General features: G+C 44.3%; 11 protein-coding genes and 1 other RNA gene. 4 read left to right on the top strand and 8 right to left on the bottom strand.

The window, feature by feature from the left end:
• Nucleotides 1-9: 9 nt before the first annotated feature.
• The 3 genes from HRU80_06655 to HRU80_06645 form a co-directional block, all read right to left on the bottom strand.
• Nucleotides 10-888: a hypothetical protein gene (locus HRU80_06655; protein QOJ28573.1), complete on the bottom strand. Its 879-nt coding sequence runs from the start codon at nt 886-888 to the stop codon at nt 10-12.
• Between the two features lie 111 nt (nt 889-999).
• A complete protein-coding gene (locus tag HRU80_06650) occupies nt 1,000-1,296 on the bottom strand; it encodes a hypothetical protein (GenBank protein ID QOJ28572.1) in 297 nt (98 codons plus the stop codon).
• A 14-nt stretch (nt 1,297-1,310) separates the two neighbouring features.
• Complete coding sequence (locus HRU80_06645; protein QOJ28571.1) at nt 1,311-2,183, bottom strand: diaminopimelate epimerase; 873 nt, start codon at nt 2,181-2,183, stop codon at nt 1,311-1,313.
• Nucleotides 2,184-2,500: 317 nt separating this feature from the next.
• Between HRU80_06645 and HRU80_06640 the strand changes: the two genes are divergently transcribed.
• Nucleotides 2,501-4,792 (top strand): tetratricopeptide repeat protein, encoded by a 2,292-nt coding sequence (locus HRU80_06640; protein QOJ28570.1) that lies wholly within the window; start codon nt 2,501-2,503, stop codon nt 4,790-4,792.
• Between the two features lie 117 nt (nt 4,793-4,909).
• Entirely contained in the window at nt 4,910-6,265 is a 1,356-nt protein-coding gene (locus HRU80_06635; GenBank protein QOJ28569.1) for an MHS family MFS transporter, read from the top strand.
• A gap of 504 nt (nt 6,266-6,769) precedes the next feature.
• Here HRU80_06635 and ssrA read toward each other — a convergent pair.
• The 5 genes from ssrA to HRU80_06610 all read right to left on the bottom strand — a co-directional run bounded on the left by ssrA (nt 6,770) and on the right by HRU80_06610 (nt 11,026).
• Nucleotides 6,770-7,122, bottom strand: a transfer-messenger RNA (tmRNA) gene (ssrA, locus tag HRU80_06630).
• A gap of 2 nt (nt 7,123-7,124) precedes the next feature.
• Nucleotides 7,125-7,673 (bottom strand): cob(I)yrinic acid a,c-diamide adenosyltransferase, encoded by a 549-nt coding sequence (locus tag HRU80_06625; protein ID QOJ28568.1) that lies wholly within the window; start codon nt 7,671-7,673, stop codon nt 7,125-7,127.
• Complete coding sequence (locus HRU80_06620; GenBank protein ID QOJ28567.1) at nt 7,673-8,755, bottom strand: hypothetical protein; 1,083 nt, start codon at nt 8,753-8,755, stop codon at nt 7,673-7,675. The genes HRU80_06625 and HRU80_06620 overlap by 1 nt, the downstream gene beginning before the upstream one ends.
• A 13-nt stretch (nt 8,756-8,768) precedes the next feature.
• Nucleotides 8,769-9,626 carry a hypothetical protein gene (locus tag HRU80_06615; GenBank protein QOJ28566.1) on the bottom strand — a complete coding sequence of 286 codons (858 nt, stop codon included), beginning with the start codon at nt 9,624-9,626 and terminating at the stop codon, nt 8,769-8,771.
• A gap of 38 nt (nt 9,627-9,664) precedes the next feature.
• Complete coding sequence (locus tag HRU80_06610) at nt 9,665-11,026, bottom strand: dipeptidase (protein QOJ28565.1); 1,362 nt, start codon at nt 11,024-11,026, stop codon at nt 9,665-9,667.
• A gap of 273 nt (nt 11,027-11,299) precedes the next feature.
• Between HRU80_06610 and HRU80_06605 the strand changes: the two genes are divergently transcribed.
• Entirely contained in the window at nt 11,300-12,667 is a 1,368-nt protein-coding gene (locus HRU80_06605) for a YjgP/YjgQ family permease (protein ID QOJ30477.1), read from the top strand.
• Nucleotides 12,654-13,736, top strand: a complete 1,083-nt coding sequence (locus HRU80_06600; GenBank protein QOJ28564.1) for a YjgP/YjgQ family permease — start codon at nt 12,654-12,656, stop codon at nt 13,734-13,736. Before HRU80_06605 ends, HRU80_06600 begins: the two co-directional genes overlap by 14 nt.
• The last annotated feature ends 8 nt before the right edge of the window (nt 13,737-13,744 follow it).

The raw sequence follows: 13,744 nt of genomic DNA, 5'->3' as shown, positions 1-13,744 counted from the left end.
TTTCCTTTCTTAAAAAATCCATTTATATCCGAATGCGATGGTAACAGCCACATGGATAACCATAATAACGAACATCGTAATCGCGAACGGAAGATGAAAAATATGCCAGTATCTGAAAAGCCGCTGCATCTGTTTAAGGATAAGATTTCTTCTTTCAAGCTGAAACCGCTGCTTTACCGTTCTGATGAGCTCTTTTCCTCCCGCAGGAGAGATACCTGTAACATGCTGCAATTCCGCTTTTAACTCCTTCAGCTGACGCTTCATAAAAAAATAATCTTTTACCGGCTGAAGAAGACTTGACCAGATACCGGCGGAACCTTCCCTGCCGCCTTCAAAAAGAAGTTTCAGCCGGGATGCGAGATTATTGCTTCCTGATAGCGTAGATTCAATATCGGCATCAAGTTTGCGGCGGTACTCATCAATCTCTCCGAGCGAGAGTTCATTTCCTCTGATTGAGCGCGGAATCTGCACGTATATATATCTTCCGGCAAAGCCGCTCAGCACCACGGCGGTCATGCTCCAGAAACTGACGGCAACGATACCTCCGAATTTAAATGCGGTATGAAAAAGTACAAAAATGGGGCCCACGGTACAAAGAAAAATATGAAACTCCAACCAGTGCTTCAGATAACCCCAGGAATAGAAATAGCGAACCCTTTTCCTGATCATATACGTTGATACTCCGAGTGCCATCATAAGAGTTCCGATTATCCCCAGTCCATGCCCCACTACGCCGCTCGGCTTAAGCGATGAGTGATCAGGAGAAAACGGGCGTTCAGTGAGGGGAAGCCGGTAATAATCATAACCATACCAAATAAGCAGGATGAGTGAGGCAATTCCCGCAACAAAAAAAGATGCTATATAAATTCTATGAAGGGTTTTATTCATGCAGCAGATTCACTGGATGGACTTGGTGCTGATTTCACGCAAATAAAAAAGACCGGTGTTTTCAGCCGCGATTAAGCGAAAACAACCGGTCCTCAATTATTTGAAGAGAAATCAGATCTCTACGGTTGTATTATAACGGGTGGTACCCTGTTTTTTGAGCTGTTCAATTTTTGAAAGGAGGATATTAATCCGGTCATCATCGGCGTCATCATAATTGTCGTATGACTCTTCCGAGGTAAAAACGAACTGCTCCTGAAAATTGTTTGCTTTTCCGCGAACTTCGTAAACGGAATAACTTTCGAGACCTTCTGCCTTCATCAGAGTTTTCAGTTCCCTGATCGAGGAGAGGTAGGACTCCCTGTTCTCCGCGCTGATTTCATATTCGACTGTAAAAAGCACCTTTGCCATTGTTTCCTCAGATATTATATAAAAAACTTTTCGCTGACCAGGCCGGTAAAATTTACCTCAGCCGGGCCCTGCAGATATACTGCGTGAAAACTGCCGTTTTCAGATTTTTCAAAACCCGCTTCAAGACTGTCACCGCCCCTGGTTCTCAGAGTAAGAGGTGAAGCGGCCCCGTGCAAAAGATGAACCACCAGCGCCGATGCCACTGAACCGGTACCGCAGGCAAGCGTTTCATCTTCCACTCCCCGTTCAAATGTACGTATATATATCAGCCCGTTACGGTAACTGATGAAATTCACATTAACACCCCCCGGACTGAACTCTTTCAGATGACGTATTTCACGTCCGAGTAGAACCACATCGAGTTCATCAGGATAAGCGAACGCTCCGTCTGAAGGTCTCGCCGGATTCCGCAGAATCTGCTCAGTTTCAACAACAACATGCGGCGAACCGGTGTCAGCATAATTTGCCGTAATCATCTGCCCCCCTGCTTTTACCTTAAAACCAAGCTTTACTTTTTCAGGTGGTGCAAGGTGAAACCGGATAAGCCCCTCCCGAATTATCTTACCGCTGTATTCTTTTCCGTTAAAACGGAACCGGACAGGGTCATCCTGTTTCCAATAATACTGCCGGTGAAACTCCAAAGCGCACCGGGCACCATTGCCGCAGAGGCTTCCGCGCAGGCCGTCAGAGTTAAAAAACTCCAGCCCGAATGTGCCGTCTTCAGAGGGCTCATAGATCATAAGCCCATCTGCCCCGATTCCTTTGCGCCGGTCACACAGAGACGCGATACTCTTCTGCGTAAATGCCAGTCCTGGATTTAGTCTCTTATCAAAAATGAGGAAGTCGTTCCCGGCTCCGTTCATTTTGTTAAAAGAATAATTTTTCATAGACTGTGTAATTTACTTCAATAGTAGTAGGATTTCAATAAAAATATTTGGTTTTTTTAGTAATTTTGAGCCCAAATCCTGATGTTTTCATAAAGAATTCATGAGAATCTGCACCTTTTCGAAAAAATTCTCAAAGTTTAATTTCTCCCGGGGAGAGATATTTTGCACCTTCTTTCCGGAATTATCAGAGTGTAATAAAGGTTATTCCATAGGCTGTTAGCAGCAGGTTTCAGAAAGTTTTTCCTTTTGAATCTACAATTTGTTATTGTAAGTTATAGTAAATAATTACCGAATTCTGACAGGGTTCCCGATTCTTTGTGATTAGATTAACATATTTATTTCTTATTCTGCTTTGTTCCTCACTGGTTTTGGGGCAGGATTCTCCGTCTATTGACAGTCTGCGACAGGAGGCAGAGAAGCAGTCAGGGGAGAAAAAAGCCAATACCCTCCTCATCCTCTCTTCAGAAATCCGCACAAAAGATCTCTCACTATCGTATTCGTATGCCCGTGAGGCGCTGGCAATTTTCACCTCATCCGGCAATTTCTCCGGAAAGGCAAAAGCCGGGCTTGAACTGGCTCTGTGTTACTTCAACGAGCAAAAATACAGTGAGAGCACCAGAACGCTTAATATTGCCATGGCTGACGCAAAAAGCGGAAAGGATTCCGTGACCTATGCGTATGTTATCAGCAGTCTGGCTGACCTGATAGAAAAAGAAGGAAGAATTGAGGAAGCAATCCGCCTGCATCAGGAGTCATACGGCATTCTTATGCGGTTTGGCGAGGAAAGAGGAGCATCCATTGAACTTGCAAGCATAGGGCTTATTTACTGGAGAAGGGGTGATAATCTTCCTGCTCTGCAGCTTTTCCGTGATGCTTATGAAATCCGTAAGAAACTCGGTCTTAAACGCAGCATGGCAATGGCGCTGAATAATATAGGCGTGGTTTACTGGAGAATGGGAATATTTGAAAAGGCATTTGAAGCTTACTCAGAATCCTATGAGCTCCGTAAAATGGTTAATGATACCCGCGGCATGATCATCACAACCAATAATATCGGCCTGATTTTCCTTAAACTCAGCAATTTCCCAAAAGCGCAGGAACACTTCATGCGCGCTCTGGAGGACTCAAAAAGGGAATCATATATATTTGGCGAAGCCTATTCCAACTTTAATCTTGCGGATTATTACCTGAGCATAAGAAATTATGACAGCGCCCTGGTTTACGCTTCTCACGCGGTGTATCTCTATAATTCATTTAAGGAACACAATTCGGTTGCGAATTCGCTTAATTATGTAGGCAGAGCACATCAGGGACTTGGCAATCTTCAACAGGCGGAAAAGTTTTTTCATGCCGCGCTTGATACCGCAGATATCATTGATGATAAATTTTCCATGTCAGCATCGTATCACAACCTGGCAAAGCTGCATATGGAAATGGCTGATTTCACTGAAGCACTCCGCTATGTGAAGCTGGCTGAAAAAAACGCCGGCAGTAATAATACACTGCAGCTCAGAACCGACCTGAATTACCTGTATTCTGAAATTTACAGCAAGACGGGGGATTATACCAATGCATACCGGGCGCTTGCTGCATATACCGCGCTGAGGGACAGCCAGTCCGTGGAACGGCTTAATTACTCAATGGTTAACTGGCAGATTCAGTATGAAATTCAGTCCATTGAAAAGGAAAATCTGCTGCTTAAAACCGAAAAAGAAGTTGCCGAAGCCAACCTGCGCAATGCCAATCTTATCAGAAATTTTCTGATTACCATTGTTCTGCTGGTTCTGGGATCATTTATCTGGATATATATTTTATACAAGAAGAATCAGAAGGCCGATGAAGCCGTCCGCAATCAGCGGGAAGAACTGAAGCGGCTTAATGAGGAACTTGCCCATCAGAACAGCGCTCTTGCAGAGACAAACAGAACAAAAGATAAACTCTTTTCCATCATTTCGCATGACCTCACCAGCCCGTTCCAGGCGCTTCTGGGTAATTCAGATATCCTGGTCAGCGATATAGACAAACTCAGCAGACAGGAGATAAAGAACTTTGCTTCTGATATCAGCAGAGCTTCAAAAAATCTGCTCGAGCTTACAAAAAATCTTCTTACCTGGTCACGCGTACAGACAAACCGGATCACCATCAATCCTGAAAATATCCTTGCAGCCGATGTAATAGGATCAGTAAAGGAACTGGCTGCTATTCAGGCCGTAAGTAAAAATATCAAAATTTCTTCTTCGGTAACCGGTACTATCCGTCTCTACACGGACAGACAGATGCTTTCTAATATTCTCCTGAATCTTCTTACCAACGCCATTAAATTCACCGAACCAGGGGGAACCATCAGCATTATTGCAACTCTCTCTGAAGATAATCAGAAGGCCTTAATAACGGTTAAGGATACAGGCGTTGGTATTGAACCTGAACGGCTTAAAATGATGTTTGACACCCTTGATTCACATTCTACTGAAGGCACAAACAGAGAAAAAGGCACAGGTCTTGGTTTTCAGCTTACCAAAGAACTGATTCACAAACTCGGCGGCGAGATTTCCGGTGAGAGTGTTGAGGGTGAGGGTTCAAGTTTCACTATTACTTTACCGGCCATTTAAGCACTCCGCCTCAAACAGCTCTCTGTAAGGAAAATTTTCCTTTTGTAATTCCACTCTCCGCGTATGTAACTTTCGCAGATTCTTTTTTTGCTTCAACCATACAGGAGACTCACACGGATGGATCAGAATCTTGGTACCAGCCAGAATGAATTCTATGAATTCGAAAAACCTGAATCCCTCACCAAAGTAATAACCGCCTCATCAGTCGGGACGATGATTGAGTGGTATGACTTTTATATATTCGGCAGCCTGGCAACCGTATTAGCAGGCAAGTTTTATCAGACCGGCACTGCCTTAGGGGATATCATTGCATGGCTGGCTGCTTTTGCTGTCGGTTTTATCGTGCGCCCATTCGGGGCTCTCTTCTTCGGAAGAATCGGAGACCTCATCGGCAGGAAATATACCTTTCTTATCACCATGAGTCTCATGGGTTTATGTACATTTGCTGTGGGAGTTTTACCCACGAGTGAGACCATAGGGCCGGCAGCAGGCATTATTCTTATCGTTCTCAGAATACTGCAGGGCCTTGCTCTCGGCGGGGAGTATGGCGGTGCGGCAACCTATATCGCTGAACATGCACCGACAGGAAAACGCGGCTATTACACAAGTTTTATTCAGATAACCGCCACAGCAGGGCTATTTATGTCACTCGGCGTTATTCTGGTTACACGGCAGATAACCGGTGAAGAAGCCTTCGCGGAATACGGCTGGAGAATTCCATTTCTGATTTCCATCCTTCTTGTGGCCGTTTCGCTGTATATACGTGTCTCACTAAAGGAGTCTCCCCTTTTTAACAAACTGAAGAAAGAGGGAAAGATCTCCAAAAATCCTCTTAAGGAAAGTTTCGCAAATAAGGAAAATCTGCGGATGGTGATGCTTGCTCTGTTCGGTGCTACTATGGGGCAGGGAGTTGTCTGGTATACCGGACAGTTTTACGCGCTTTTCTATCTGCAGAAAATCTTTAACGTACCGCTTGTGGATTCCAACATGATAGTCGGGGGAGCGCTTCTGCTGGCCTCGCCTCTGTTCATTGTTACCGGCTGGCTTTCAGACCGGGTTGGCAGAAAGCCGATTATCCTTGGAGGTATGCTTGCAGCCGCACTTACCTATATACCTATATATACCATCATGGAGCACTTCCAGCCGGGACCGGATTATAACCCCTGGATGCTGGCCTTTCTGGTGTTTATTCAGGTAATCTATGTTACCATGGTCTATGGCCCTATTGCGGCATTCCTGGTGGAACTTTTCCCGACTAAAATCAGATATACATCCATGTCACTCCCCTATCACATTGGCAACGGTGTTATCGGCGGACTGGTACCCATCATCGGGCTTACGATGATTGAAACAACCGGCAACCATCTTGCCGGACTCTGGTATCCAATTGCGATTGCCGCTATTTCATTTATCGTCGGGTATTTCTTTATCCCCGAGACAAGACACATTGAACTGGATGATACGCATCTTTAGAATGGTGAATTGTGAATGGTGAATTGTGAATTCAAGACTGGCGCATCGGAAGAATCATGAGTGTTACAAAGAAGAATAAAGGCCGGTAAACCTTTCGCTTTGCCGTGAAGTGCAAAATGGAATATTGGTTGACCAGCACCAGAGGTACGGCAAATAACTTTTCGGCGAGAGACAGGTTGTCATCTGGCTGTACAGATTATATGGCTTCCCGTGGAGGCGTACATTGTTAATTGTACATTGTACATTAAATAGACAGATTGTCATCTGTCTGTACGAAGTTTGGGAAATGACATTCATACTTCATAATTGATACTTCATAATTCATTAACAGATTGTCATTTGTCTGTACGGATTATATAGCTTCCTGAGGATGCGTACATTGTTAATTGTACATTGTACATTGAAAAGACAGATCGTCATCTGTCTGTACAAAATTTGATGGGGATATATTTTTAACTGAATAGCAAAACAAAAAAGGCCGGCATATATATACCGGCCTTACACTTGTGGAGGTGGCGGGAGTCGAACCCGCGTCCGAAATTAAGACACTTAAACCCACTACATACGTAGTCTCTCTTTTAAGTACATCTGCCGGGCTCCGAAAGACAGGATTCCGTCAAATATCTCCTGTGTTTATTTCGCTTCACCTACCAGGATGCTCGGATCCGCTATTCCGGCTAATCGTCGCTCCATCCCACCCCGCCGGACATAAGTGGGGGGAACGGCACCTAAGTTAAATTAGGCAGCTAAAGCGTAATTGTTGTCAATTACATTTTTCCCGTCGTTTAACGTGTCTACGGAGAACACGGTATGCGTTTTTAAGCCTCATTAACCCCGTCGAAACCAATTTCACCCCCCTTTATTTTTTCCAGGGAATATCAGTTCTCTTTTCGAGTTTGTTGAGATACCGGGCCAGAACGAACAAAAGATCTGAAACCCTGTTTACAAAAATAACGATTTTCCGGTTGATATCTTCATGCTCAGAAAGGGTAACAATCCGCCTCTCAGCCCTTCGGCAGACCGTCCGCGCAAGGTGAGCATATGCGGCAGCCTTACCTCCCCCGGGAAGGATAAAATTCTTCAGCGGCTCAAGCTCCTGCTCAAGTTCATCAATCATCCGTTCCGCTTCCTCGATCTGGCTATCACCGATTCTGGGAATCGTAAAGTGGGGTGACTGATAATCCAGTGGAGTTGCCAGATCAGACCCGACGTTAAAAAGCTGATTCTGCAAAAAACTGATTATAGCCCCTGATTTTTCGTCACTGGATTCGGTCTGAATCAGTCCAAGAACAGAATTAAGTTCATCCACAGTCCCGTATGCTTCAATACGTTCTGAATTTTTGCTGACCCTGCCTCCGCCAAAAAGGCCGGTCTGGCCATTATCCCCTGTTTTTGTGTAAATTTTCATTAAACAAGCTTTCTGAATGGTAATGCATGAATCCTGACAGGGTGTTTCTTGCCGTCTGTCAGAATAAAGAGATCTTTATCTCCGGAAAGATATGCTTTCCTTATTACCGCTAAACCTTTATAACCTGATTTTAGATCCTTAACCACAGAAGTTATTTTACCCACTTCCTTATTATCTTCATCTATTACTGTGGCGGGGGTGGTCAAAGCTACTGAATTTTCCATTACCACACCGGTAAGAGATTTCTGAACCTTGTCATAGGTGTCAAGCCGGGCAATTACCTCTTGGCCAATGTAGCACCCCTTGGTAAAGCTTACTTCATGAATGAGCCCTACTTCATGCGGATTAAAATCATCCGACAGTTCGCCTGATTCAGGAATACCCTGCTCAATCCGGTAGAGTTCAGCAGCATCATAGCCGATGAAGGAGAAATCAAATAATACCTTAATTGCCTGAAGATGAGCAAGAATATCTGCCAGAAGCGCGTGATCAAACAACAGAAGCACCGATTCCCTGCCATCCCTGCTTTTGCGGAACATGACCGAGAGCCCTTCAAAAACATTATCATATTTTTGCAGCGTATCCGGCTGATGCGTGCTGAATCCTGCACCAAGCAACAGTGTGGCGAATGAAGAAAGCTGTCCTCCGCTTATTTCAAGCAGACTCAGTTTATCCGTCATATCTTCAATATGAACATCATCCATAATGATATATCTTGATATCCATGCTGAAACGATATCTTTTTTGGCCATCGCGCCGAACAGCAGCAGATGATTTTCCTGTCTGAGCAGCAATACCGAGTCAAGTATTCTTCCCTTATCGGTGGTGAAGATTGTCTTGCGGGTCTGGCCAACAGCAAGATCCTTAATGCTATTGGTGGTTATGCGGTGCAGGAAATCAGGAGCATCAGCTCCGCTGAGTTTGAGTATATATATCTGAGGCATAAAGCGCATGCCCACTCCCGAGTGGAGCGCCTCATACTCTTTTATGGTATCCTCATACCAGCGGACCCGCTCTCCGTCAAACACTGGCTGAAGACCGAATGTTTCCTGTATAATCTCTGCGATTTCTTTTTGTTTCATACCTTTTTATATACTAATATTTTCTGGTCATGCGGGGATTTCTTGTGTTCACATAGACTGTATCTTTCCAGATAAAACCCACGGAATCAAGAAATGTTCTGGAAGAATCGGTGTAAAACACCCGCCACTCATAATAATCAGGAATGCTGTCTTGATTGATATCAGCAACCCTTCTGCGCCTGATATGCCCTTCATAGACATTCAGCAGGTGTGGTTTATTCTCAAGTCCTCTGACAAGAAAAAACTTATACTCATCATTAGAAAGCTGAGGCGCGCTGAAGAAATGAACATTCACGAAGGGAATCTTTAACGGACCCCAGGTACTGTACGTAAAATTCATCAGCCCGCCGCTTTGCGGAATAATTTCCTCCCATATCATCGTGAAATCGCTGCTGTCATAGGAAAACAGCGTCAGATAAAAGAAGGCGGTTCCCAAATTGGTTGAATCGTAATCAACAAAACTGGAATTGTATCCGGTAAAATTATCAATTTCAATAAGTTTGCCGCCTTCCATGGATTTCACGATAAGCGCAAAAACATACTTCTTCCCTTTTTCGGTGAAGTATATAACTGCTCCCTTTTTAGCGAAGTTGGTGCTGATATTATCAAGATCAGCCAGATAGCTGCCCGGGGGATAATTCTTGATTACATAAAGAGCAAGGTCCAGGGTGTCCCCCGCGAATCTGCTGGGTGCATTTTTCATTTTTTCACGGATTACGAACTCCTGAATGCTCATATCGGCGCTTTGATTATCCGCCACAGTTTCACCTTCACTTATCTTCTCCGGCTTGTCCTGGAACCAGTCACAGCCCTGCAGGAAGATAAGTGTAAAGAAAACCGTCCATAATACTATCTGTTGTCTGATATTCATCACCGCACCATCACCTTCATTTTCAGCACTGCAAATAGTTACTTTGAGAACTCGTCAAAGAAATATGCTGAACTCTCAATACCAAGCAGGAAGTGGTTCAGATTAAAATGTTCATTCGGGGAATGAAGATTTTCGGTATTAAGGCCCATGCCCATCAGAACGGTCGGAGCTTTAAGTATTCTCTGGAACGCTGCCACAATGGGTATGCTCCCGCCTTCTCTCATATATACGGTCTTTTTGCCGAAAGCGCGTTCCATCGCTTTTGAAGCCGCAATTGATGCTTTGCTGTCCAGAGGGGTAAGAGCAGCATCACCGCCGTGAAGATCGGTCACTTTTACCGATACTGATTTAGGGGCTATCTCTTTTATATACTTTTCAAACAGCTTGCTGATTTTCTTTGGAGACTGGTTTGCAACCAGACGCATGCTGATTTTTGCCGTTGCCTTTGAGGGGATAATCGTCTTGGCACCCTGTCCGGTGAATCCGCCGAATATACCGTTGCAGTCAAGTGTAGGACGTGCCCAGGTTCTTTCAAATGTTGAGAATCCTTCTTCTCCCTGAAGTTGTTTTACGCCGATTGCAGCGGCATATTTCTTTTCACTGAAAGGAAGTTTCGCGAAATTATCGCGTTCCTTCTTTGTCAGTTTAACCACTTCATCGTAAAACCCGGGGATGGTTACTTTTCCTTTTTTATCATGCAGTTTTGCAATCATACCGGCAAGTATATTCACCGGATTAGGAACCGCGCCGCCATAGGTGCCTGAATGAAGATCACGATTCGGGCCGGTTACTTCTACTTCCATATAGCAGAGGCCGCGGAGACCGTAAGTCAGTGTCGGAACACCCGGCGCAAAGAGTGATGTATCTGAAATCAGAACAGAATCACATTTCAGTAAATCTTTATGAGCATTAATAAACGGTTCAAGGCTCGGGCTGCCGATTTCTTCTTCACCTTCAATGAGGAATTTAATATTTACCGGAAGCGTACCAGTTGTTTTGAGCCAGGTTTCAGCGCTTTTAATGTGCATATACATCTGCCCCTTGTCATCGGTCGCGCCACGGGCATAAATCTTTCCGTCTTTTATAACCGGTTCAAACGGAGGTGTGCTCCAGAGATCAACCGGGTCAACAGGCTGAACATCATAGTGCCCGTAAACCAGCACGGTCGGTTTTCCTGGAGCGCCGAGCCATTCAGCATAGACAATCGGGTGGCCGGGGGTTTCATAAATGGTAACATCTTTAATACCTGCATCATGAAGCCGCTGTTTGATGAACTCAGCAGTACGGATCATGTCTGCCTTGTTTTCAGCAAGTGTGCTTATGCTTGGAATTCTCAGCAGTTCTGAGAGTTCACTGATGAATCTGTCCTTATTTTCTGCGATGAATTGTTTCTGCGACATTTGTCTTCAACCCTTCTTCATTTAATTAATGTAACATCATGCTTCCGGAAATTTCCGGGAGGAGTAATTTTTCTGCTTTTTACAAAACGGCTGACTTCCGATCTCTGTATCACCTCAATGCCTCCGGGGGCATCTGGCTGACACAGAATTTCCTGGGGAGTCATCTGCAAATTTACGCTAATCTGTATAAATAGACGCCTGAAATCGGGAGATTACCCTCCGAATTGACTCCCTTTTTCAGCCTGAAGCGCGGGATTTGTATATTTGATTTCTATGTTAATTTTTCTTTACATCCTCAAAAATCACGCGACCCCGTTCATCTTTTCAGCAGCAACGCTGATGGGAATTTTTCTGCTGCAATTCCTGATGAAAGCCGCGGATAAATTAGTCGGCAAAGGACTGGATTTTATCGTAATTTTTGAGCTGATCGCCTATAACCTCGCCTGGATGGTGGTTCTGGTAATCCCCATGGCAGTATTGGTGGCAACTCTGATGGCTTTTGGGTCGATGTCCCAGAATAATGAAATCACCGTAATGAAATCCTCCGGGGTCAGCCTTTACACAATGATGGCCGGGCCTTTCGCTGCTTCGATTGTGGTTGCCGGACTTTTAATCTCATTTAATAACGATGTACTGCCCGACGCCAACCATCAGGCAAAAATTCTGATGTTTGAGATTTCACAGAAAAAACCTACACTTTCAATAGAACCGGGCATTTTTTCACAGGAAGTAAATAATACCGCCATTCTGGTGCGTGATATTGACCGCACTACAGGCAGAATGAGCCAGATTACTCTCTACGATTATTCAGACCCCTCAAAAATTAACATTGTGACTGCAGAATCAGGGAAACTCTATTTTACTGCCGATATGAGCAAACTTATCATGGATTTGAATAATGGGGAAATTCACGAAACCGACCAGAAGGAAAACGGCCTTTACCGGAAGTTGCTTTTTAACCGTCACAAGATTACCATGAATGCTGATCAGTTTTCAATTCAATCATCGGGAATTGGCAGCCACCGCGGTGACAGAGAACTCAGCGCGGCCGATATGTGGCTCCGGGTGGACAGCATCATGGCTCTCAGGAATTCCTACTTTGCTTTATTTATGACCGATGTTAACAGATATTTTATCGGGGACAGTCTTGAAAAACGCAAGCCGTTCAAAGCCGATGAATCAGCTCCGCCAGACTTCAGAAACATGATCACCCGCCTTCAGGCACAGAAAAACCTTATTATCTCTTCTTCGATGAGGGTTGACATGATGCAGGGGGAAGCGGATAAATATCTTGTTGAAATTCATAAGAAATATTCTATCCCGGTTGCATGCATAATTTTTATCATGCTCGGCAGCCCGCTCGGTATCATGACCCGCAAAGGGGGCTTCGGAATGGCTGCAAGCATCAGTCTTTTCTTTTTTCTGATTTATTGGGCATTCCTTATCGGCGGTGAAAAACTCGCTGACCGGGGAATAGTCTCCCCTCTCTGGGGAATGTGGTCTGCCAATGTTCTGATGGGCGTGCTCGGCATTATTCTGACGAATAAGACTGCAAAAGAAACCATTAACCTTGATTTCACTTTCCTGAAAAAGCTCATTCCGAAAAAATGGCGCTCAGAGGAGACCGATGAAAATACTTGACCGCTATTTATTAAAGCAGTTTGGTCAGACGGTATTCTTCGGACTGCTCGCGTTCACCTCGCTGTTTGTGGTGATTGACCTGATGGAAAATCTGGATGACTTTATTGACAATAACGTCATCAGCAGCATCATCTTTGAATATTATATCATGTTCATTCCGGAAATCATCAAACTGATGCTTCCGGTTTCGGTTTTATTCGCGGCACTCTTTACAACGGGAAAGATGGCAAACCTGAATGAACTGACCGCCATCAAAGCAGGGGGAGTAAGTATGTTCAGATATATGCTCCCTATTCTGATTGTCTGCTTTTTTATCAGTGTGATGGCTGTTTACTTCAGCGGATATATTGTACCCCTTGCCAATAAAAGAAAAATTAACATCGAGATGAATTACCTCAACAAGGGTTATTCATTCGCGGGGAGTAATATCTTTTTTCAGGACAGCCCGACCAGAATTGTTTCGATCTCATATTTTGATGAACCAAACAATAACGCACTGAGAGTAAGCATTCAGGATTTTGATGAGAATGACCTGACCATAGTAAATCAGCGCTTTGATGCCGGCAGAATGTTTTATGACACTCTGAGCGGAAACTGGGTAATGCCTATCGGCTACAAAAGAACCTTTACTGATTCCGTCTACACAACCACAAGACTGGACTCTTTTCCTCTGAGCGATCTTAACTTTAAGCCGGCAGATCTTGCTTCCAAACAGTTAAAACCTGAGGAGATGAATCTTGGTGAACTGCAGCAGTTTATAGCAGATCAGATTCGTGCGGGCAATGATGTAAGAAAAATTGAAATTGAATATTACTCCCGCTATTCATTTGCATTTACATCCCTCATCATAGTACTCTTCGGGCTTCCCTTTTCCGCGAATAAACGGAAAGGCGGGGTTGCGCTTCAGATCGGAATAAATATTCTTATTACATTCATCTATCTGGTTATGATGAAGATCATACAGGCCTTTGGTAAAAACGGCTCCCTTGACCCGATAATGACCGCATGGATGGTTAATTTCATCTTCCTGGCAGCATCACTGTTAAACCTGACACGTTTAAAACAGTGATAAAGAAT

The organism is Ignavibacteriales bacterium (assembly GCA_015709675.1).
Taxonomy (GTDB): Bacteria; Bacteroidota; Ignavibacteria; order Ignavibacteriales; family Ignavibacteriaceae; genus H2-BAC3.
This window is presented reverse-complemented; position numbering and strand designations above follow the sequence as displayed.

Excerpts from the sequence above, each read along its gene's own strand:
- HRU80_06655 (QOJ28573.1), bottom strand. The coding sequence starts at position 888 with ATGAATAAAACCCTTCATAGAATTTATATAGCATCTTTTTTTGTTGCG.
- HRU80_06650 (QOJ28572.1), bottom strand. The coding sequence starts at position 1,296 with ATGGCAAAGGTGCTTTTTACAGTCGAATATGAAATCAGCGCGGAGAAC.
- HRU80_06645 (QOJ28571.1), bottom strand. The coding sequence starts at position 2,183 with ATGAAAAATTATTCTTTTAACAAAATGAACGGAGCCGGGAACGACTTC.
- HRU80_06635 (QOJ28569.1), top strand. The coding sequence starts at position 4,910 with ATGGATCAGAATCTTGGTACCAGCCAGAATGAATTCTATGAATTCGAA.
- HRU80_06625 (QOJ28568.1), bottom strand. The coding sequence starts at position 7,673 with ATGAAAATTTACACAAAAACAGGGGATAATGGCCAGACCGGCCTTTTT.
- HRU80_06620 (QOJ28567.1), bottom strand. The coding sequence starts at position 8,755 with ATGAAACAAAAAGAAATCGCAGAGATTATACAGGAAACATTCGGTCTT.
- HRU80_06615 (QOJ28566.1), bottom strand. The coding sequence starts at position 9,626 with ATGAATATCAGACAACAGATAGTATTATGGACGGTTTTCTTTACACTT.
- HRU80_06610 (QOJ28565.1), bottom strand. The coding sequence starts at position 11,026 with ATGTCGCAGAAACAATTCATCGCAGAAAATAAGGACAGATTCATCAGT.
- HRU80_06605 (QOJ30477.1), top strand. The coding sequence starts at position 11,300 with ATGTTAATTTTTCTTTACATCCTCAAAAATCACGCGACCCCGTTCATC.
- HRU80_06600 (QOJ28564.1), top strand. The coding sequence starts at position 12,654 with ATGAAAATACTTGACCGCTATTTATTAAAGCAGTTTGGTCAGACGGTA.